Source organism: Pseudomonas sp. ZS1P83, from assembly GCF_054897825.1.
The window spans coordinates 1,080,235-1,099,355 of record NZ_CM142706.1 but is presented as its reverse complement, the minus strand read 5'-3'; the positions used below and the strand labels follow the sequence as shown (position 1 = coordinate 1,099,355).

The 19,121-nt window shown below is 60.2% G+C and carries 20 protein-coding genes, 1 pseudogene and 1 riboswitch; of the genes and pseudogenes, 5 read left to right on the top strand and 16 right to left on the bottom strand.

Annotated features, from left to right (window positions below; genetic code table 11):
* Positions 1-13: 13 nt before the first annotated feature.
* On the bottom strand, positions 14-1,378 hold the full coding sequence (locus tag ACYZT0_RS05325; RefSeq protein ID WP_462046503.1) for a DNA recombination protein RmuC: 1,365 nt from the start codon (positions 1,376-1,378) through the stop codon (positions 14-16).
* Positions 1,379-1,553: 175 nt separating this feature from the next.
* A pseudogene (locus ACYZT0_RS05320) lies at positions 1,554-1,709 on the bottom strand (sel1 repeat family protein); the annotation flags it as partial.
* A 999-nt stretch (positions 1,710-2,708) separates the two neighbouring features.
* Here ACYZT0_RS05320 and ACYZT0_RS05315 point away from each other — a divergent pair.
* The 3 genes from ACYZT0_RS05315 to ACYZT0_RS05305 all read left to right on the top strand — a co-directional run bounded on the left by ACYZT0_RS05315 (position 2,709) and on the right by ACYZT0_RS05305 (position 5,124).
* On the top strand, positions 2,709-2,933 hold the full coding sequence (locus ACYZT0_RS05315) for a hypothetical protein (RefSeq protein WP_003214941.1): 225 nt from the start codon (positions 2,709-2,711) through the stop codon (positions 2,931-2,933).
* Positions 2,934-3,209: 276 nt separating this feature from the next.
* Positions 3,210-3,692, top strand: a complete 483-nt coding sequence (locus ACYZT0_RS05310; RefSeq protein ID WP_462044931.1) for a hypothetical protein — start codon at positions 3,210-3,212, stop codon at positions 3,690-3,692.
* Between the two features lie 145 nt (positions 3,693-3,837).
* Entirely contained in the window at positions 3,838-5,124 is a 1,287-nt protein-coding gene (locus tag ACYZT0_RS05305; protein WP_462044930.1) for an OmpP1/FadL family transporter, read from the top strand.
* A 76-nt stretch (positions 5,125-5,200) separates the two neighbouring features.
* On the opposite strand, the gene ACYZT0_RS05300 is transcribed toward ACYZT0_RS05305, so the two are convergent.
* The 14 genes from ACYZT0_RS05300 to cobO all read right to left on the bottom strand — a co-directional run bounded on the left by ACYZT0_RS05300 (position 5,201) and on the right by cobO (position 16,683).
* Positions 5,201-5,752, bottom strand: a complete 552-nt coding sequence (locus tag ACYZT0_RS05300; protein WP_462044929.1) for a glutathione peroxidase — start codon at positions 5,750-5,752, stop codon at positions 5,201-5,203.
* A 55-nt stretch (positions 5,753-5,807) separates the two neighbouring features.
* Positions 5,808-5,930 (bottom strand): hypothetical protein, encoded by a 123-nt coding sequence (locus ACYZT0_RS05295; protein WP_256657562.1) that lies wholly within the window; start codon positions 5,928-5,930, stop codon positions 5,808-5,810.
* Entirely contained in the window at positions 5,927-7,135 is a 1,209-nt protein-coding gene (locus ACYZT0_RS05290) for an MFS transporter (RefSeq protein ID WP_462044928.1), read from the bottom strand. Before ACYZT0_RS05290 ends, ACYZT0_RS05295 begins: the two co-directional genes overlap by 4 nt.
* A gap of 52 nt (positions 7,136-7,187) precedes the next feature.
* Positions 7,188-7,592, bottom strand: coding sequence for a MarR family winged helix-turn-helix transcriptional regulator (locus ACYZT0_RS05285; RefSeq protein ID WP_282377585.1), 405 nt, complete (start codon positions 7,590-7,592; stop codon positions 7,188-7,190).
* Positions 7,593-7,729: 137 nt separating this feature from the next.
* On the bottom strand, positions 7,730-8,464 hold the full coding sequence (locus tag ACYZT0_RS05280) for an adenosylcobinamide-GDP ribazoletransferase (RefSeq protein ID WP_462044927.1): 735 nt from the start codon (positions 8,462-8,464) through the stop codon (positions 7,730-7,732).
* 2 nt (positions 8,465-8,466) lie between these two features.
* Complete coding sequence (gene cobC / locus ACYZT0_RS05275) at positions 8,467-9,042, bottom strand: alpha-ribazole phosphatase family protein (protein ID WP_462044926.1); 576 nt, start codon at positions 9,040-9,042, stop codon at positions 8,467-8,469.
* Entirely contained in the window at positions 9,039-10,094 is a 1,056-nt protein-coding gene (gene cobT, locus ACYZT0_RS05270) for a nicotinate-nucleotide--dimethylbenzimidazole phosphoribosyltransferase (protein WP_462044925.1), read from the bottom strand. Before cobT ends, cobC begins: the two co-directional genes overlap by 4 nt.
* Positions 10,091-10,612: a bifunctional adenosylcobinamide kinase/adenosylcobinamide-phosphate guanylyltransferase gene (gene cobU, locus ACYZT0_RS05265; protein WP_462044924.1), complete on the bottom strand. Its 522-nt coding sequence runs from the start codon at positions 10,610-10,612 to the stop codon at positions 10,091-10,093. Before cobU ends, cobT begins: the two co-directional genes overlap by 4 nt.
* 126 nt (positions 10,613-10,738) lie before the next feature.
* The gene (locus ACYZT0_RS05260) at positions 10,739-12,190 is read right to left on the bottom strand and encodes a cobyric acid synthase (protein WP_462044923.1); all 1,452 of its coding nucleotides are present in this window, start codon (positions 12,188-12,190) and stop codon (positions 10,739-10,741) included.
* Complete coding sequence (gene cobD / locus ACYZT0_RS05255; protein WP_462044922.1) at positions 12,187-13,179, bottom strand: threonine-phosphate decarboxylase CobD; 993 nt, start codon at positions 13,177-13,179, stop codon at positions 12,187-12,189. The genes ACYZT0_RS05260 and cobD overlap by 4 nt, the downstream gene beginning before the upstream one ends.
* On the bottom strand, positions 13,172-14,080 hold the full coding sequence (gene cbiB / locus ACYZT0_RS05250; RefSeq protein ID WP_462044921.1) for an adenosylcobinamide-phosphate synthase CbiB: 909 nt from the start codon (positions 14,078-14,080) through the stop codon (positions 13,172-13,174). Before cbiB ends, cobD begins: the two co-directional genes overlap by 8 nt.
* On the bottom strand, positions 14,077-14,727 hold the full coding sequence (gene bluB / locus ACYZT0_RS05245) for a 5,6-dimethylbenzimidazole synthase (RefSeq protein WP_462044920.1): 651 nt from the start codon (positions 14,725-14,727) through the stop codon (positions 14,077-14,079). The genes cbiB and bluB overlap by 4 nt, the downstream gene beginning before the upstream one ends.
* Positions 14,724-16,061: a cobyrinate a,c-diamide synthase gene (locus tag ACYZT0_RS05240; protein ID WP_462044919.1), complete on the bottom strand. Its 1,338-nt coding sequence runs from the start codon at positions 16,059-16,061 to the stop codon at positions 14,724-14,726. Before ACYZT0_RS05240 ends, bluB begins: the two co-directional genes overlap by 4 nt.
* 10 nt (positions 16,062-16,071) lie before the next feature.
* On the bottom strand, positions 16,072-16,683 hold the full coding sequence (cobO, locus tag ACYZT0_RS05235; protein WP_462044918.1) for a cob(I)yrinic acid a,c-diamide adenosyltransferase: 612 nt from the start codon (positions 16,681-16,683) through the stop codon (positions 16,072-16,074).
* A gap of 80 nt (positions 16,684-16,763) precedes the next feature.
* Positions 16,764-16,997, bottom strand: a riboswitch (cobalamin riboswitch).
* A gap of 154 nt (positions 16,998-17,151) precedes the next feature.
* Between cobO and ACYZT0_RS05230 the strand changes: the two genes are divergently transcribed.
* On the top strand, positions 17,152-17,736 hold the full coding sequence (locus tag ACYZT0_RS05230) for a hypothetical protein (protein ID WP_462044917.1): 585 nt from the start codon (positions 17,152-17,154) through the stop codon (positions 17,734-17,736).
* 68 nt (positions 17,737-17,804) lie between these two features.
* Positions 17,805-19,118 carry a PQQ-dependent sugar dehydrogenase gene (locus ACYZT0_RS05225; protein WP_462044916.1) on the top strand — a complete coding sequence of 438 codons (1,314 nt, stop codon included), beginning with the start codon at positions 17,805-17,807 and terminating at the stop codon, positions 19,116-19,118.
* The last annotated feature ends 3 nt before the right edge of the window (positions 19,119-19,121 follow it).

Here is a 19,121-nt window from a genome sequence, read left to right as displayed (position 1 = left end):
TTTTAGCTTGCAGCTATTCAGGCAATTCGGCCAAGCCATCCACATCGGTCATCGCCCGCTCCAGCAAGTCTGCCGGCAGGCTCTTGCTCGCCCGCGCACCAAGCAACTTGAGCTGCTCGCTACGACTGACCAGATTGCCGCGGCCTTCCGTCAGCTTATTGCGCGCAGAGCTGTAGGCCTTATCCAGCTGCTGTAAGCGATTGCCGACTTCATCCAGATCCTGGATGAACAACACGAACTTGTCGTACAGCCACCCGGCGCGCTCGGCGATTTCCCGGGCGTTCTGGCTTTGGCGCTCCTGCTTCCACAGGCTGTCGATGACGCGCAGGGTCGCCAGCAAAGTGGTCGGACTGACGATCACGATATTGCGGTCGAAGGCCTCCTGAAACAGCGTCGGCTCAGCCTGCAATGCGGCGGAAAACGCCGCTTCGATTGGTACGAAGAGCAGGACGAAATCCAGGCTGTGCAAGCCATCGAGACGCTTGTAATCCTTGCCGGCCAGCCCTTTGACATGATTACGCAGGGACAGCACGTGCTGCTTGATCGCGATCTCGCCAATGGCATCGTCTTCGGCCGCGACGTATTGCTGATAGGCCGTGAGGCTGACTTTGGAGTCGACCACCACCTGCTTGTCGCCCGGCAGATAAATGATCACGTCCGGCTGGAAACGCTCACCGTCCGGGCCTTTGAGGTTGACCTGGGTCTGGTACTCGCGCCCCTTCTCCAGGCCTGCGTGTTCAAGCACACGCTCAAGAATCAGCTCACCCCAGTTGCCTTGGGTTTTTTGGCCTTTCAAGGCGCGGGTCAGGTTGGTGGCTTCGTCGCTCAGGCGCAGGTTCAGCTGTTGCAGCCGCTCCAGCTCCTTGGCCAGGGAAAAACGTTCGCGGGCTTCAGCCTGATAGCTTTCCTCGACGCGTTTCTCGAAGGACTGGATGCGTTCCTTCAACGGATCGAGCAACTGACCGAGACGTTGCTGACTGGTTTCGGCAAAGCGCTGCTCGCGTTCGTCGAAGATCTTGCCCGCCAGTTCCGCGAACTGCGCTCGCAGTTCGTCTCGCGAGCCCTGCAGGTCGCTGAGGCGCTGCTGATGGCTTTCCTGCTGCTCACGTAGCTCGGCGTTGAGCGAGGCGGCCTGGGCGTCCAGACGGCGCAACTCGGCCTCTTTGCCGGCGCGTTCCAGATTCCAGGCGTGGGCGGCATCGCGGGCGTCGTCACGTTCGATCTGCAGCAGTTCGACTTCACGGCGCACGGCGGCCAGGTCTGCTTGTTTGGCGGCATTGGCCTGGCCCAGATCACCGATTTCATCGCGACAGGCTTCAAGTTGGGCGTTCAATCCGTCCTGGGCCAGATGGGCCGTGGCCAGACGCTCTTCCAGCAGTGCAACCTCTGATTGCGTGGCGCTCGCTCGGCGTTGAAGTTGCCAGGCCAGTACCAATAACGGCAGTGCAGCGCCCGCCAGACCGAGCAATGCGCTGGTCAAGTCCATAGCCATAGCCACTCCTGCCAATTTAATAAAGCTTGAAGGTTAACCAAGGCGTCAGGTCTTGGACAGCTCAGGCTTCGATCAGACCAAGCTCCTGCTGGGCGCGCCGATCCCCTGCCCGCGCAGCCTGACGCAAAAGGTCCTGGCTGATACGGCGATCCCGGGCATTTCCGCATTCACGGCACATCAGCCGACCGAGACGGCTTTGCGCGGCCACGACAACTTCATAAAGCACGGTGGGGCAGATCGGAAGGCGCGCCACTCTACTCTTTTTTTCTTACAGGTAAAGCCTAAAAAACCCTGCACGCCCGTCCTAGAGCAAGCGCTCGGGACAATCCACAGAAGCTGTGGATAACTCAGTGGACAACCGCCTTTGAACTCTCGCAAAGCCCTATGGAATGGGGCCCGCAGTCAAACTGACGATTTTTTCACCAGCAAAAAAAAGCGATATTTTTCATTGACTTAAATTTCGGTTACAGGCACCCACTGCGTTTGAAGGGAAGATGACAGCGGCGTGACAACGTGCGTGACTTATGTGCACAAGTATCTTCGAGGCAGTTATATCGATGCGCTTTTTCGGCGCATTGGGTCGTTAGCCTTGGGGATAATCCTTGGCAAACCCGCGGTCCAGGCTGATGCCGGCCCAATGAATCTCGACTACCCACGGCCGGAATTTGTGCTATTACAGGGCGCGTCTGCGGGTTATGACCTTTCTGAGCGCCAAGCCGGACGTTGAATGAGGGGAGTCAGAGAACTTTTTTCGCTAATACACTTCCCTTCAGCTATTCAATCAGTTAGTATCCGCGGCGTTAGTACCAAGCTGAAAGTCAATTCTGGTCGAACACATCCCCCCGGTCAGCCTTCCTCAAGGAAGCCTCTACCGACAAAGCGGGATCGACCACCTCGATGGTTTCCAGGTAAACCTTGCGCCAACACAGCCTTTGAATCGAATGCAAAGGGTGTTGCGAAGCTCACTTACTCTGACCGAACCAACCTGCAAATTGATCAGGATCTTCACCCTGGGCCCAGAACCTTTGCCCTTGATGTGTTGCCTGCCCTCCTAAGTACCTACCTGCCAGCCCAAGCGCGCTAATTTATCAGCGCTTCAAACTGGCTGCTTTGTTCCAGTCGGGTTCTTCGTTCGACCAATGGTGGTCGTCGTCACTGGAACGTTTTAACTTTGCACGGTTCTTATCCGTGTCGCTTGTAGGAACACCCAATGACTATGTCTACTCAAATCCACACCCAGGATGCCATCCGCACCCTGACCAACGCTTTTGCACCAATGAACTGCCTGATCATGGCTGCCCGCAAAGGCTGCTTCAGCTTCACCCTGGTCAACGAACACGGCATCGCTCGTCACAGCGAACGCCTGTACCCCGATCAATACTCCAGCGCCGAGCCGCTGCAGGCCGTGATCGATCGTACCCGTCAGGCACTGGTTGCCTGAAACGCCAGAAACAGTGAAACCTCAAAAGCCCTGCTCAAAAAGCGGGGCTTTTTATTGCACGAAATTTCTCTTTTCGCTGTCACCGCTTAAGCACTAACCGATATAACGGTTATAACTCGGAGCCGGAAATATTTTAAAAACAGGCCTTTACGGCGCGAATATGACACTACACTTCAACTCAAGCGGATTCATCCGCTTCCGGCGAGCCTGAGTCGATTCACCCGCTGCCAACGCTACCTTCAGGTATCGCCGACCCTTTCATGATTCGAGGGCTTTATGGGTATCGCTGCCAGCGAACTGTGCCGCTATGTCATCCGCCCGACATTGATCTACCTCGGGCGCCATAGCGCAACTGCCGAATCCCTGCTGCTGGGCATCGCCGCCAGCCAGTCAGCCCTGGGTACTGCCCTGCATGACCGCCGTGGACACGGCCTGTACCGAATCGCCGAACCCCGCCACCAGGCACTTTGGGACCATTACCTGGCACTTGACCCGGAACGCGCAAGCCTGGTTCGTGGCCTGGCCAGCCAGCATGCTTTCCTGAGTGGTCCGCACCTGGAGTTGACCGTCAACCTGCGTTACGCCACAGCCATCGCCTGGTTGCTGGTTGAAGAACAGAACACCCCGCTCCCCGAAGCAGACGATCTGCTGGGAATGGCCCGTATCTGGCGCCAGACCTTCCAGCCTCAAGGACGCCTGAGAGACTTCACCTGCGCCTGGCAAACCTGTGTTTCACCGATGAATCAGGTCGCCTGCTAATCCGCTATTTCCACAAGATCGCGCAAATGCCGCGAACTTGGTCGGATTGTCCTACAAAACCGCTCTAAATCAAGCCATACAGCCTATAGCGCTGGGACGAAAATGTTGGTAATTTTCGCCCCGGTGATCATCAGGAGTTCTAATAATGAAAAAAGTAATGCTCAAAACCACCCTTAGCCTCGCCGTTACCTTGGCATCCTCCCAGATCTTCGCAAGTGGCTTTGCCCTCAACGAACAAAGCATCAGCGGGATGGGTACAGGTTTTGCTGGGCGATCTTCATCTGCCGATGATGCAAGTACAGTTTTTGGCAACCCTGCCGGTATGGCCCGCCTCAAAGGCCAGCAAATCACTGGAGGCATCGCAGCGATCGACGCCTCGACCGATATCAGCGATACCAGCGGCCGTTCAAGCGGGACCAACAAAGGCGATATGGTTCCGCTCACTGCAGTACCGATGGGTTTCTATACAAATAAACTCAACGATGAATGGGCTATTGGTTTCGGTGTCTACGCTCCGTTCGGGCTAGTCACCAACTACGAAAACGGCTTTCAGGGCCGCGCTTTCGGCAGCAAGAGCGAAGTCAAAGTCGTCACTCTGCAGCCAACCGTCAGCTACGCTTTCAACGATAAAGTATCGATCGGTTTTGGCCCTACCATCAACCGGATTTCCGGCACCCTGGAATCGGACATTGCTCTCCCTATCCCCAGGACTGGCGACAACAATGTGCAGATCAAGGGCGACGATACGGCCTTGGGCTTTAACGCCGGCGTCCTGGTGCAAGCCACCGACACCACTCGCGTGGGCCTGACTTATCACTCGAAAGTGAACTACAAGCTCGACGGCCACACCGATGTGACTGCCGGCGCTGGCGTGCCACCTCAGTTACTCAAAACCAACCGTTACGATGCCTCGCTGAAGATCGAAACACCTGAGTCCTATGACCTTTCCGTGACTCAAGATATGAATGATGCCTGGAAGCTCTATGCCGGTGCTACCTGGACTCGCTGGAGCCGCCTGAAAGACATCACGGTCAACAACGAAGGCGTAACCCGACTCAGCGGTGGTGCCCTCGCCCCACAAATCGTTGGTACCATCAAGGAAGACCAGAACTGGCATGACACTTGGGCCTACGCCGTGGGTACTTCCTACCAGTTGAACAAGCAGTGGGTACTGCGTACCGGTCTCACCTTTGACCAGTCGCCCACCAACAACACTGATCGTTCGCCACGCATTCCTACCGGCGACCGGACGATCTACAGTATCGGTGCGGGCTTCAATCCAACCGATGACTGGACTATTGATGTGGCTTACTCCTACCTCAAGGAAGAAGCTGTCACTGTCAACCGCGCTAACGCTTTGGGTCAGTCCTACAACGCCAAGTACGAAAACAGTGCGAACGGTTTCGGTGTCGGTGCGACCTATCGCTTCTGACGGCTCCTCAATCGCCGCCTGAATCAAAAAAGCCCCGCTCTCTTGTACAGAGGCGGGGCTTTTTTACGGGTGTCGATCAGGGTTGCGAAGCCAGGGCTTTCTCCACTGCGGCAATGAAATCAGGATCGTCAGGCGTGGTCAGGCTGGAGAAATTGGCGATCACCTTGCCCTTGCGATCGACCACGTATTTGTAGAAATTCCACTTCGGCGCGGCGCTCTGCTTGGCGATGATCTTGAACAAATGAGTCGCATCATCACCGCGGACTTTCTGCGGTTCAGTCATGGTGAACGTCACGCCGTAGTTCACGTAGCAGACCTTGGCGGTCTCTTCGCCATCCTTGGACTCTTGCTTGAAGTCGTTGGACGGAACGCCGATCACCTCCAGCCCCTGATCCTTGTAGCGCTGATTCAGTGCCTCAAGGCTTTTGAACTGCGGGGCGAAACCACAGAAGCTTGCGGTATTGACCACCACCAGCGGTTTGCCGACGAAGCGCTGGCACAGGTCGATGGATTCCTTGGCGCGCAGCTTGGGCAACGAGCCTTGCAAAAGGTCCGGGCACTCTGCCGCTTGAGCCCATCCACTAAACGCTACCAGTAACACGGGAACAGTGAGCCAGCGCATCAGCATGTCGGTGCATCCTTGAGAAGTCGTCAAAAACGAAGTTACTCGCCCTCACCTCCTGCTAGCAAGCACCCATGCCCAGTTGCATCAACGCGAGCCCACCCTGATGCCAGCCCCACCACGAAAGGGCCAGCAGCAAGGCGCAGGCAGCGACGACAGCGATCCGCGGCCAGAGGCTGTTCATAGCGCACTCATCTGTGTTTGCAGACGCGCCACCGGCCGTTCACGCACCGGCCAGTTCAGGGCTGCAGCCAACAGGCTCAAGAGAATCGCTACCTGCCAGATCAAGTCATAGCTCCCGGTTCGGTCGTACACCACCCCGCCCAACCAGCCGCCGAGGAACGATCCGAGCTGGTGAAACAGGAAAACAATCCCACCGAGCATGGACAGATTTCGCACGCCGAACAAGGTCGCGACGGTACCGTTGGTCAAGGGCACGGTCGACAGCCACAGGAACCCCATTGCCATGCCGAACAGGTAAGCGGTGGTCGTCGTGACTGGCGCCCACAGGAACAACCCAATCACCACTGCCCGCAGCAGATACAGGCCGGTGAGCAAACGCGGCTTGGACATGCGCCCGCCGAGCCAGCCCGCCGTGTAGGTACCAAAAATATTGAACAGCCCGATCAACGCCAGCACCGTAGTGCCGACAGTCGCCGGGAGGTGCTGATCCACCAGATAAGCCGGCAAGTGCACGCCGATGAATACCACCTGGAAACCGCAGACAAAAAAACCGAATGCCAGCAGCCAGAACCCCGAATGAGAGCAGGCTTCGTGCAAGGCTTCGGACAGCGTTTGTTCATGGCCGAACACCGGTAGCGGCTTGTCCTTGAGCATGCTCACCAGCGGTACGATCAGCGCCACCAACAGGCCCAGCGCCAGCAATGCCGCAGACCAGCCGAGCCAGCCAATCAACCCCAGCGTACCGGGCACCATGGCGAACTGGCCGAAAGAACCGGCGGCGCTGGCAATGCCCATGCCCATGCTGCGTTTCTCTGGCGGCACCGCGCGGCCGACCACGCCAAGAATCACTGAAAACGACGTGCCCGACAGGCCAATACCGATCAACAAGCCGGCACTCAGGGACAAGGTCACGGCCGAATCCGACAGGCCCATAAACACCAGACCCAACGCGTACAAGACGCCGCCGACCAGCACCACTTTCGCGGCGCCAAAGCGGTCGGCCAACGCGCCGGTGAAGGGCTGCGCCAGGCCCCAGATCAGGTTCTGCAAAGCAATGGCGAAGGCAAACGTCTCACGCCCCCAGCCGAACTCGGCACTCATCGGCGCCAGAAACAGCCCGAAGCCGTGCCGTACGCCCAAGGACAACGCGAGAATCAGCGCACTCCCCAACAGAACCCAACCGCACGTACGCCACATTGATGTCATTCTTATTCTCCGGTAGCGGGTATATACCCGCTTAAGATCGGAAAAACCGGCATCACGCCAGTTCGTCCAGCAGTCGCAGCAAGGTTTCACGTTTTTCGGCACCCAAGCGATCAATCAATCGCTGTTGCGCCGCTTCCCAGGCCGGCAAGGCCGCTGCCAGCCGTTCAACACCGGCCTCGGTGAGCATGACGATGCGGTTACGCATGTCTTCACCCTCGACCAGCATCAGCAGGCCTTCGCCTTCCAGCACCCGCAGATTGCGCCCCAAGGTGCTGCGATCCAGCCCCATGGCCTCGGCCAACGTGGAAATACTCGGTTTATCCAGACGCTGTAAATTACACAGCAGAGAATACTGGGCGACGTTGATCCCGAAGCCGTCGAGCGCGCCGTCGTAGTGCCTGCTGACGCCACGGGCGGCGCGACGCAGGTTGATGCATAAACATTGGGAGTCGAGCATGGTGCGTGTATATACCCGCGGTTAAATGAATGCAAATTTTTGATACAAAACCCGTAGGAGCGAGGCTTGCCCGCGAAGAACGAAAACGCGTTTTATCTGCAAGACCGCAGTGCGTCCTTCGCGGGCAGGCCTCGCTCCTACAGGAACAGTGCGAGGCCGACCAGTAAAACCATTTCCAGCAATTCCAACAACGCCCCCGCCGTATCGCCCGTCGTGCCGCCCAACCGTCGCAACATCACCTGCCGCAACCAGACAAACACCAACGCCGCCAACGCCACTGCCAACACGCCGCTGAGGCCGGCAATCAAAACACACGCCAACGCACTGACCGCCAACACCTGCTTGCCCGCCAGACGTGGCAGATGATCGGCCAGCGCTTGCCCCAACCCACCGGCACGCACATAAGGCGTGGTCAGGAATAACCCCAACATCGCGCTGCGCCCAATCATCGGAACGATGATCAGGACAACGGCGTGTTGCTGCTCGATCAACGCCAGCAACGCGGCGAACTTGAGCAGCAACACCAGCACCAGCGTCACGACCGCAATCGGGCCGCTGCGCGGGTCCTTCATGATCGTCAACGTGCGCTCTCGATCGCCGAACCCACCGAGCCACGCATCGGCGCTATCGGCCAGGCCGTCGAGGTGCAAGGCACCACTGAGCAACACCCAAACGCTCAGCAACAACGCTGCATGGAGCAACAACGGGGTGCCGAGTAACAGCCAGTTGAACGCCCATAAAATTCCGCCAAACAGCAGGCCGACCAGCGGATAAAACAGCAGAGACCGTCCCGACGCCTGTGGCGCCGGCATGCCCGGCAGACGAACCGGCAAACTGCTCAAAAATTGCAGGGCGATCCAGAAAGGCAACATGGTCAGGTCGCTTCCTTTAACAACACGCCGGATTCGACCGACAGCGAAAACAACGCGCCATGCCCGACTTCGACGTTGAGCAACTGTTCACGAGGCAAACCCCGCGCCTGCGCCAGCAACAAACGCATGACCCCGCCGTGACTGATCAGCAACACCCGCTCGCCGGCGTAGGCGGCATGCAAACGCTCAACGGCCGCCAACACCCGCGTCGAAAAATCCACGACCGGCTCACCCTCAGGCGGCGTAAACGCATAAGGGTCGGCCCAGAACAACCCCAACGCCTCGGCATCGGTGTCCATCAGCGCCGCGGCGCTCTGCCCTTCCCAGTCGCCGAAGTGCAACTCCTGCAAGTCTTTATCCAACTGCACCGGCAACCCCAGTTGCGCGCCGAGCTCTTCGGCGAACCGCGCACAACGCTGCAACGGCGAGCTGACCAAACGATCCCAAGGCCCCTGCTCGACCACCGCCGCGCGCATCTGCGCCCAGCCCTTGTCGGTCAGCGCATCGTCGAGGCTGCCGCGCAAGCCGCCGCCGAGTTCGGTTTCGCCGTGGCGCAACAAGTCCAGGCGCAAGGTCATGCCGGACGGTCCGCCACGGCGGCCTCGGCGAAGGTCGCCATCTGCCCATGAAGGTCGCACGCCAGACGCAGCAACGGCACGGCCAACGCCGCGCCACTGCCCTCGCCCAGACGCAGACCGAGGTCCAGCAGCGGTTCGGCATTCAGGGTTTCCAGTACATGACGATGACCCGGCTCGGCGCCACGATGACCAAACAACAGCCACTGACGGCATTCAGGATTCAATCGCACTGCCACCAACGCCGCGACGCTGCAAATGAAACCGTCCACCAGCACCGCAACGCCTTCCTGGGCACACGCCAGATACGCGCCGACCAGTGCAGCGATTTCAAAACCGCCGAGGTTGAACAGGGTTTGCAGCGCATCGTCACGTTGAGCGCTGTGCAGTGCCAAAGCGCGCTCGATGACCTGAGCTTTATGGCTGACACCCGCCGCATTCAAACCCGTGCCCGGCCCGGCCAGATGCACCACCGGGCAATCGAGCAAGGCACAGGCCAACGCGCTGGCCGCGGTGGTATTGCCGATGCCCATCTCGCCACCGATAAACAACTGCGCACCCGCCGCGATGGCGCGCTGCACGCTGTCACGGCCGGCCTGCAAAGCGAGTTCGCCTTGAGCCGGCGTCATGGCCGACCCTTCGACGAAATTCGCCGTGCCCGGGCCGATGTTCAAGTGCCGCACACCCGGCAAATTCAACGACGGCGTGACCGTGCCGAGGTCGACCACCTCCAGGGAGGCCCCGAGTTGTCGCGCCAACACGCTGATCGCCGCTCCACCGCTGACAAAGTTGTGCAGCATCTGCCCGGTGACTTCCTGAGGAAATGCTGACACCCCTTCTGCGACCACGCCGTGGTCACCGGCAAAAATCGCGATCCACAGTTGATCGAGTCTCGGCTTGACCTGCCCCTGTAACCCGGCCAATTGCACGGCCACCGTCTCAAGCTGACCGAGGGAGCCGGCAGGCTTGGTCAGCTGCTGTTGACGGGCCTGCGCCTGCTCGACCGCTTGAGCATTGATCGGCTTGCAGGGGTTCAGCCACCAGGATTGAGTCATAACGCAGTTCCTTTCAAAGTCAGGGGCAGACCGGCGACGGTCAGGACGACTCGCTCACAGCGCTCGGCCAACGCTTGATGCAGCCAACCGGCTTCATCGACATAGCGGCGAGTCAATTCGCCCAGCGGCACGACACCCATTCCGGTCTCGTTGCTGACAAAAATGATTTCACCCGGCAGCGACACCAGGCAGTCCAGCAACGCATCACGTTCGACCGACAGACGTTCGGTGTCGTCGAGCATCAGCAGATTGGTTATCCACAACGTCAGGCAATCCACCAGCAGGCACCGATCGGCGCTGGCGGTTTCGCGCAGGACGCGGGCGAGCTCCACAGGCTCTTCGATCAATGCCCATTCGGCCGGACGACGGGCGCGGTGATGGACGACCCGCTCGTTCATTTCACCGTCGAGCGGTTGACTGGTGGCGATGTAAGTCACTGCCAGAGCGCTGTCGGAGGCGAGTTTTTCGGCCAGGCGACTTTTGCCGGAACGGGCGCCGCCGAGGATCAGTTGGAGCATGTTTTCAGTCCTTCAAATTGCGGTGTGGGGGCGGGCCTCTTCGCGGGCAAGCCTCGTTCCCACAGGACCTGAGCCGCTCTTGATCCTGTAGCGAGGCTTGCCCGCGAAGGCGTCCTAAAATACACCTCAAATCCCGCAGAGCTCACGCAACAGTCGGGTATCCAGATGCTTCTCCACCAAATCCGCCAGCCGCTCGATATCGCGCTCACGCAACGCGTGATAATCCACTTCCTGCACCGCCTGCAAACCTGCCCAGCGCAACAGCGCACTGCACGCCGCGGGCGATTCAAACAGCCCATGCAGATAGGTGCCGAAAATCTGCCCATCCACGCTTTGCGCACCGTCGCAGCGACCGTCGTCCAGCTGCACCGCGGCGTTTTCCAACGCCGGCCCGGTGGTCACGCCGGCATGAATTTCATAGCCGCTGACCGGTGCGTCTTCCAGCGCCAGACGCCCGCGCACATTGCGCAGTTGCTTCTCTTCTTCGAGCTGCGTTTCAAACGCCAGCAAACTCAGACCGGCACTGGAACCCGGTGCGCCTTCGAGGCCCAGCGGATCGTGTACTTGTTCACCGAGCATTTGCAGACCACCGCAGATGCCCAGCACTTTGCCGCCATAACGCAGATGACGACTGATCGCAGTGTCCCAGCCATTGGCCCGCAGATACGCGAGATCGCTGCGCACGCTTTTCGAACCGGGGAGAATAATCAGGTCGGCCGGTGGAATCGTCTGGCCGGGGCCGATGAATTGCAGGTCCACCTGCGGGTGCAGGCGCAGCGGGTCAAAATCGGTGTGGTTGCTGATGCGCGGCAGTACCGGCACCAGCACTTTCAACACCTGGTCGGCCTTGTCGGTCTGACGCTGGTCGATGCCGTCCTCGGCTTCAAGGTGCAGGTCCATCACGTAAGGCAGCACGCCGATCACCGGTTTGCCGGTGCGTGCTTCCAGCCAGTCGAGGCCCGGTTGCAGCAAGGCGATGTCGCCGCGAAAACGGTTGATGATGAAGCCTTTGACCCGCGCCTGCTCGCTGGGCGACAGCAGTTCCAGGGTGCCCACCAGATGCGCGAAAACTCCGCCGCGATTGATGTCGGCGATCAGCACCACCGGGCAATCCACCGCCTCGGCAAAGCCCATGTTGGCGATGTCGCCGGCGCGCAGATTGATCTCGGCCGGCGAGCCCGCGCCTTCGACCATGACCACCGGATACGCCGCACTCAACCGTTCATGAGAGGCCAGCACCGCTTGCATGGCGATGGTTTTGTAGTCGTGGTAGGCAACGGCGTTCATCGTCGTGACCGCACGACCATGGATGATCACTTGGGCACCGGTATCGCTGTTGGGTTTGAGCAGCACCGGATTCATGTCGGTGTGCGGCTCAAGGTTGGCCGCTTGAGCCTGTACCGCTTGCGCGCGACCGATCTCGCCACCGTCGGCGGTCACGGCACTGTTGAGCGCCATGTTCTGCGGCTTGAACGGCACGACGCTCACGCCCTGACGCGTGACCCAGCGGCACAACGCCGTCACCAGCGTGCTTTTACCGGCGTCAGAAGTGGTGCCCTGCACCATCAACGTAGTCATTGGGTTTCCTTGGCGAAGGCTTGCAGGGCCTGTTCGAGACGGGCTTCTTCGGCGGCATCGGCCGGCAAACCGAAACGCAGGCTGCTGTTGGGCGTGAACAAGCGCAGCAGAATGCCGCGCCGGGCCATGAACGCATGCAGTGCTTCGGCGCGTTCGGTGATCAGCCATTGAAACAAGGCGCAACCGCCCTGGGGTTTGAAGCCGTGCTGTGCAAGCAGCAGCGCCAGACGCTCACTGGCCTCTTCAGCACGAACCCGTTGTCGGGCATGCCCTTCGGTATCCAGCAGACAGGCCTGACCCAGCACCCGCGTCGGTCCGCTGACCGCCCACGGCCCCACTTGCTCGGCCAGCAATTTGAGCAACTTGCGCTCGGCCAGCACGAAACCCAGGCGCACACCGGCCAGTCCGAAAAACTTGCCGAAGGAACGCAGCACAATCAACCCGACCTCATGGGCAAAAGGTGCCAGGCTCAGATGCTGCGTGTTGTCCATGAACGCCTCGTCCACCACCAGCCAGCCACCGCGCTGGGCCAGCCGCGAGTGCCAGTCCAGCAACCGACTCGGTGTCAGGCTCAGGCCAGTAGGATTGTTCGGATTGACCACCACCAGCACGTCGAGGCTGTCGAGATAGAAGTCGACTTCCTGCTCCAGCACTTCACGCACGATGTAGCCATTGCGTCGCCACGCTTCGGCGTGTTCGGCGTAACACGGCGAGAGCACGCCGACCTTGCCCGCCCGGCGCAAACGCGGCAGCAACTGGATCGCCATTTGCGAGCCGGCTACTGGCAGCACCTGAGCGGCGCCGTAATAATCACAGGCCGCCTGCTCCAGACCGTCATCGGTTTCCGGCAAACGCGCCCAGGCCCGCAACGGGATCTGCGGCACCGGAAACGGCCAGGGCGCAAGGCCGCTGGACAGGTCGAGCCAATCGGCTTCGGCGATGCCGTATTCGAGCGCCGCCTTGCGTAACCGACCACCGTGCTCAAGCATAGAATTCAGCCCCCACGCAGAGGATCAGCAACCATAACCATACCCCGCGCTGGACTAATTGCCAGCCACGGTCGATGGAGTCGGCGTCCGCCGGCACGCCTTCGCCCAGTTGTGGACGCTGATGCAGTTCACCGTGATAAATCGCCGCCCCGCCCAATTCGACGCCGAGCGCACCGGCACCCGCCGCCATCACCGGGCCGGCATTCGGGCTGTCCCAGGTCGGGCCTTGGGTACGCCAGCATCTCAGCGCCAGTCGGGTTTTGCCCAGCAGCGCGTAGGTCAATGCCACCAGACGCGCAGGAATGTAGTTGAGGACGTCGTCGATCTTCGCCGCCGCCCAGCCGAAACGTTCGAAGCGTTCGTTGCGGTAACCCCACATCGCATCAAGGGTGTTGCTCAAACGGTAGAGCACCACACCGGGCGCGCCGGCCACGGCAAACCAGAACAACGCGGCAAACACCGCGTCACTGCCGTTCTCCAATACGGATTCGGTGGCGGCGCGGGCGACTTCGGTTTTATCCAGTTCGCTGGTCTGGCGACTGACCAGATAACCCACGCGTTTGCGCGCCTCGTCCAGATCATCGCTGCGCAGGGCTTTGGCCACCGGCTCGACGTGTTCACCGAGGCTGCGCATGCCGAGGGCGCAGTACAGCGCTAGAATCTCGACCAGCCAACCGACATAAGGCGCCCAGGACAATGCAGTCGCCAGCAAAGTCAGTGGCAACACCGCGATCACCCATGCGGTGACGCCGTGGCTACGCCAGCCGCGACCGCCGGAGTTGAAACGTTGCTCGATGCGGTCGGCAAAACGGCCGAACGCCACCAGCGGATGCCAGCGTTTGGGTTCACCCAGCAGCGCATCCAGCGCAACCGCGGCGACACTCAACAACGCCACACTCATTGACTCACTCCCCAATAATTTTCGTACAGCAGCTCACTGAGCGGACGCGCCTGCGCCCAGCCTTCGAGTACCAGCATCGGCGCTGGATAGAATGCCTTGACCGGCCCCAGGCAAAGCACGGCCAAGGGCTTGGCACCGGCCGGCAAACCCAGCAGGTCCGCCAGGGCTTGCGGCTCGAACAGCGACACCCAGCCCATGCCCAGTCCTTCGGCGCGGGAGGCCAGCCAGAGGTTCTGGATCGCGCAGGACAACGAGGCCATGTCCATTTCCGGCAAAGTGCGACGGCCGAAGATATGGCGCTCGCGATCGTCCATCAGCGCGGCGACCAACACTTCGGCGCAGTCGTTGATGCCTTCGACTTTCAACTTCATGAATTCGTCAGTGCGCTCGCCAAGGGCTTCGGCGGTGCGGATGCGTTCTTCTTCCACCAGTAACTGAATCTTGCCACGCAGGGCTCGATCACTGATGCGGATGAAGCGCCAAGGCTGCATCAGGCCAACACTCGGTGCCTGATGCGCCGCTTCGAGCAGGCGCCGCAGTAACGCGGGCTCGACCGTGCCGCCGCTGAAATGACGCATGTCACGGCGTTCGCCGATGGCTCGGTAGACCGCTTCGCGTTCGGCCTGGCTGAATGCGTGGTCAGTCATGGCCTCTTCGCGGGCAAGCCCGCTCCCACAGGGTTTTGGTCAGGCGCAAATAGCGCGGCAACCGCCGATGGATTGGACGGGAAATAGAAGTGCACATAAGAGGCGGTCATCCGCCCTTCACGATAAACCGCCTCTGCCCCACGCCCGCCGTTAGGGCTCAGGCCACGAGCGATTGGCTCAAGCTCGGTGCTGGTCAGCGAATGGTGATAGGTGTGCCCGCGCAACGAACCTTCCGGCAACTCGACCGCCTGCAACGCCAACGCGGCCAGACGCTTTTGCATCACCGCATCCCCCGCCAGCAAGCCGACCATTTCAGCGCGAGCGCCCTCGACATCGGTCAACGAATCAAGCAAATAAAGCATGCCACCACACTCGGCCAACAACGGTTTACCCGCCGCATGGTGAGCGCGGATTGCGGACAGCATTGTGGTGTTCTGTGACAGCGCCACATGGTGCAGTTCGGGATAACCGCCTGGCAGATAGAGGCTGTCCGCTTCCGGCAATTGCGCATCACGGATCGGCGAGAAAAACGCCAATTCGGCGCCCATGGCGCGCAGCAGGTCGAGGCTCGCGCCATAGGTGAAGGCAAACGCTTCGTCACGGGCCACGGCAATTCGCACTCCGGCCAGCAACAGCTCGGCAGCGATCTCATCAGGGGCTGCGAATTCCACCGCCGGTGGCAGCGCGACCTCGCAACTGCTGGCCAGTGCATCGGCCGCTGCATCGAGGCGCAGGTCGAGATCGTTCAACTCACTGGCCTGAACCAGACCCAAATGACGACTCGGCAATTCGATCCCGGTTTCCCGGGACAAGGCACCGTACCAGCGCAAACCTTCAGTGAGGCTGCCTTCAAGTAATTGCGCGTGACGCAGGGTGCCGACGCGGTTGGCCAGCACACCGGCAAACGGCAAATCCGGCTGATAGCGCGCCAGCCCCAGGGCCAGTGCGCCAAAGGTCTGGGCCATGGCGGTGCCGTCGATCACACCCAGCACCGGCACACCAAAATGCCGCGCCAGATCAGCGCTGGACGGCGTACCGTCAAACAACCCCATGACGCCTTCGATGAGGATCAGATCGGCTTCGCCGGCGGCTTCCCACAACAGACGACGACTTTCCTGCTCGCCGACCATCCACATGTCCAGTTGATACACCGGCGCACCGCTGGCGCGCTCGAGAATCATCGGGTCGAGAAAGTCCGGGCCGCACTTGAACACGCGAACCTTGCGCCCCTGATTGCGATGCAAACGGGCCAGCGCGGCGGTGACGGTGGTCTTGCCCTGACCGGAGGCCGGCGCGGCAATCAGTACCGCCGGGCAGTGACGACTGATTTTCATAATGTAGTATTCACAGCTCGACGCCTTTTTGCGCTTTGATCCCGGCCTGGAACGCGTGTTTGATCACGCCCATTTCGGTGACCGTGTCAGCTAGTTCGATCATCTCCGGCTTAGCGCCGCGACCGGTGACCAGCACATGCTGCATCGGCGGACGCGCCTGCAAATCGCTGAGTACCTGATCGAGATCGAGGTAGCCGTGCTTGAGCGCAATGTTCAACTCATCCAGCACCACCAGGCCAATCGACGGATCACTGAGCAATTCGCGGGACACCGCCCACGCCGCTTCAGCGGCGGCGATGTCACGCTGGCGATCCTGGGTTTCCCAGGTGAAGCCCTCGCCCATCACATGAAAACGCACCTGTTCCGGGAAGCGCCGGAAGAACAGTTCTTCGCCGGTGCTGTTGCGCCCCTTGATGAACTGCACCACGCCACACTGCATGCCGTGGCCCATGGACCGGGCGAGCATGCCGAAAGCCGAGCTGCTTTTTCCTTTGCCGTTTCCGGTCAGCACCAGCAGCAGGCCGCATTCATTCGGGGAGTTGGCGATGCGTTCGTCGATCACGGCTTTTTTGCGCAGCATGCGTGCCAGATGACGTTCGTCACGATCGGGGGTATCAGGCATGGGGAGCTCTCCGTTGAGGCTGGATAACGGCGGGCAGGCACAAGAATAGACGGCAAAAAGCCTGGCATCGCCCACCGTGATGCCGCTGGATGGATCAGGCCGGTCTCCGGGCTCATGAGCGGCGATTCGCCTGACTGCGCGCCTTCCCATGTCGAGATCAACACAGTGGCTCAAGGCGCAGTCTTTACTCATTTACCGTTGCGGGGGCAGCGCCGGGATCGTGGTTCTTCATTAGTTGAATGAACGTACTCACCGGCTTCCCTGTTTCACTCTGTCGACCAAGGTCACAGAGCACCTGAAACAAGCCGCGAAGGTTAGAGGGTTGGGGATGGAGCGTCAATTGAAGACAGGCAGACTGCGAGCGAATAACTGCCGTCGATCAATTATCTGACGCCAATCTTGTGCCACACTCCCAGCAGTGATATCAAAGAGCCACAACCTCACAACACAATAACAAAGGTGAGCCACATGCAAGGCATGATCATCAGCAATCCGAAGCTGGAATTCCTGCGCCCGGTGCTGGAACGCTGGTTTGACTGTATCGACCGCTACAACGCCGTGCGCGGCGATAACGACACGCCTTACTGGTTCGACGAAAAAGCCAACCTGAGCCTGCTGTCCGCCGCTGCGTGGATGGCGGAAATGGTTACACTGCAACAAACACCGACCCGTAAACAGACCGAAGAAGGCGAACGCAATGGCCGCGCCGATCTGTTTATCGCTACCCGCGAAGAACGCGCTTACCTTCAGACGAGCCAGCGCTGGCCACGCGTCAACAGCCTGAACCTGACTCAAGCATTGCAGGACATCACCAGCGACGCCAAGCGCATCAGCTACGCCAGCGACCTGAAACTCGGCTGCCTGTTCGTTGCGCCACAAAAGGCTCAACAAAGCACTACTCCGGAAGAACTCCAGGACATGGTCCACGACCTGCAAAAGGAACACACCTGCGCGGTGGCCTGGTATTTCCCCTACGCCTATCGCAAGTTGCGCAACGAAGCCGGCAACTATCACCCCGGCATTGCCGTGCTGCTCAAGGAAGCCCGCGGCTGACCGGTTGAACCATCGCGCACCTGCGCTTCTCTATTGATTAGAACAATGCATTCATAGGGAAGATCAGCATGCGCAAGCCTCAGTTCGCTCTCGTCATCGTGTTCGCCGGAGGGCTTGCCGCCTGTGGTGAAACCTCCAGGCTGCAAGTCTCCGACGGCACCGGCCCGTCGCCCAAGCTGCCAGAACCAAACAAAACCCTGATCCCGACGGTGAACATCGCCCCGGCGATCGGCTGGCCGAACGGCGCGAAACCCATCGCTGCGACAGGGACTCAGGTGGCGGCCTTTGCTGAAGGTCTCGATCACCCGCGCTGGCTCTACGTGTTGCCCAACGGCGACGTGCTGGTCGCCGAAACCAATGCCCCGCCCAAACCCGATGACGGCAAAGGCATCCGTGGCTGGGTCATGGGCAAAGTCATGGGCCGTGCCGGCGCCACAGTCCCGAGCCCGAACCGCATCACGCTGCTGCGGGACAAGGACCACGACGGCATCGCCGAAACCCGAACGGTGTTTCTGGAAAACCTAAACTCACCCTTCGGCATGACCCTGGTCGGCAATGACCTGTACGTCGCCGACACGGACCGCTTGCTGCGCTTCCACTATGAAAACGGCGAGACGGCGGTCAAGTCACAGCCAATGAAGGTGATAGACCTGCCGGGCGGTACGCTGAATCACCACTGGACCAAAAACGTCATCGCCAGCAAGGACGGCAGCAAGTTGTACGTCACGGTGGGCTCCAACAGCAACGTGGCTGAAAACGGCATGGACAAGGAAGAAGGTCGCGCGGCGATCTGGGAAGTGGATCGTGCCACCGGCAACCATCGAATCTTCGCCTCGGGGATTCGTAATCCGAACGGTCTGGCCTGGGAGCCTCAGAGCGGCGCACTGTGGACGGCGGTCAACGAGCGCGACGAAATCGGCAGCGACCTGGTGCCGGACTACATCACTTCGGTCAAGGACGGCGCGTTTTATGGCTGGCCTTACAGCTATTACGGCCAGCACGTCGACATTCGCGTCGAGCCGCGAAACCCCGACCTCGTGGCCAAGGCCATTGCTCCGGACTACGCGGTCGGCCCGCATACCGCATCGCTGGGCCTGACGTTCGCTGAAGGCAACACGCTGCCAGCGCAGTTCAAGGAAGGCGCATTCATCGGCCAGCATGGCTCATGGAACCGTAAGCCGCACAGTGGCTACAAAGTGATTTTCGTACCGTTCAACGCGGGGAAACCGATCGGGCAGCCGATTGATGTGCTCACAGGGTTCCTCAATGACGAGGAAAAAGCCATGGGCCGTCCCGTAGGCGTGGTGATTGATCAGCAGGGTGATTTGTTGGTAGCGGATGACGTGGGGAACAAGGTGTGGCGCGTATCGGCGGCCAAGTAAACG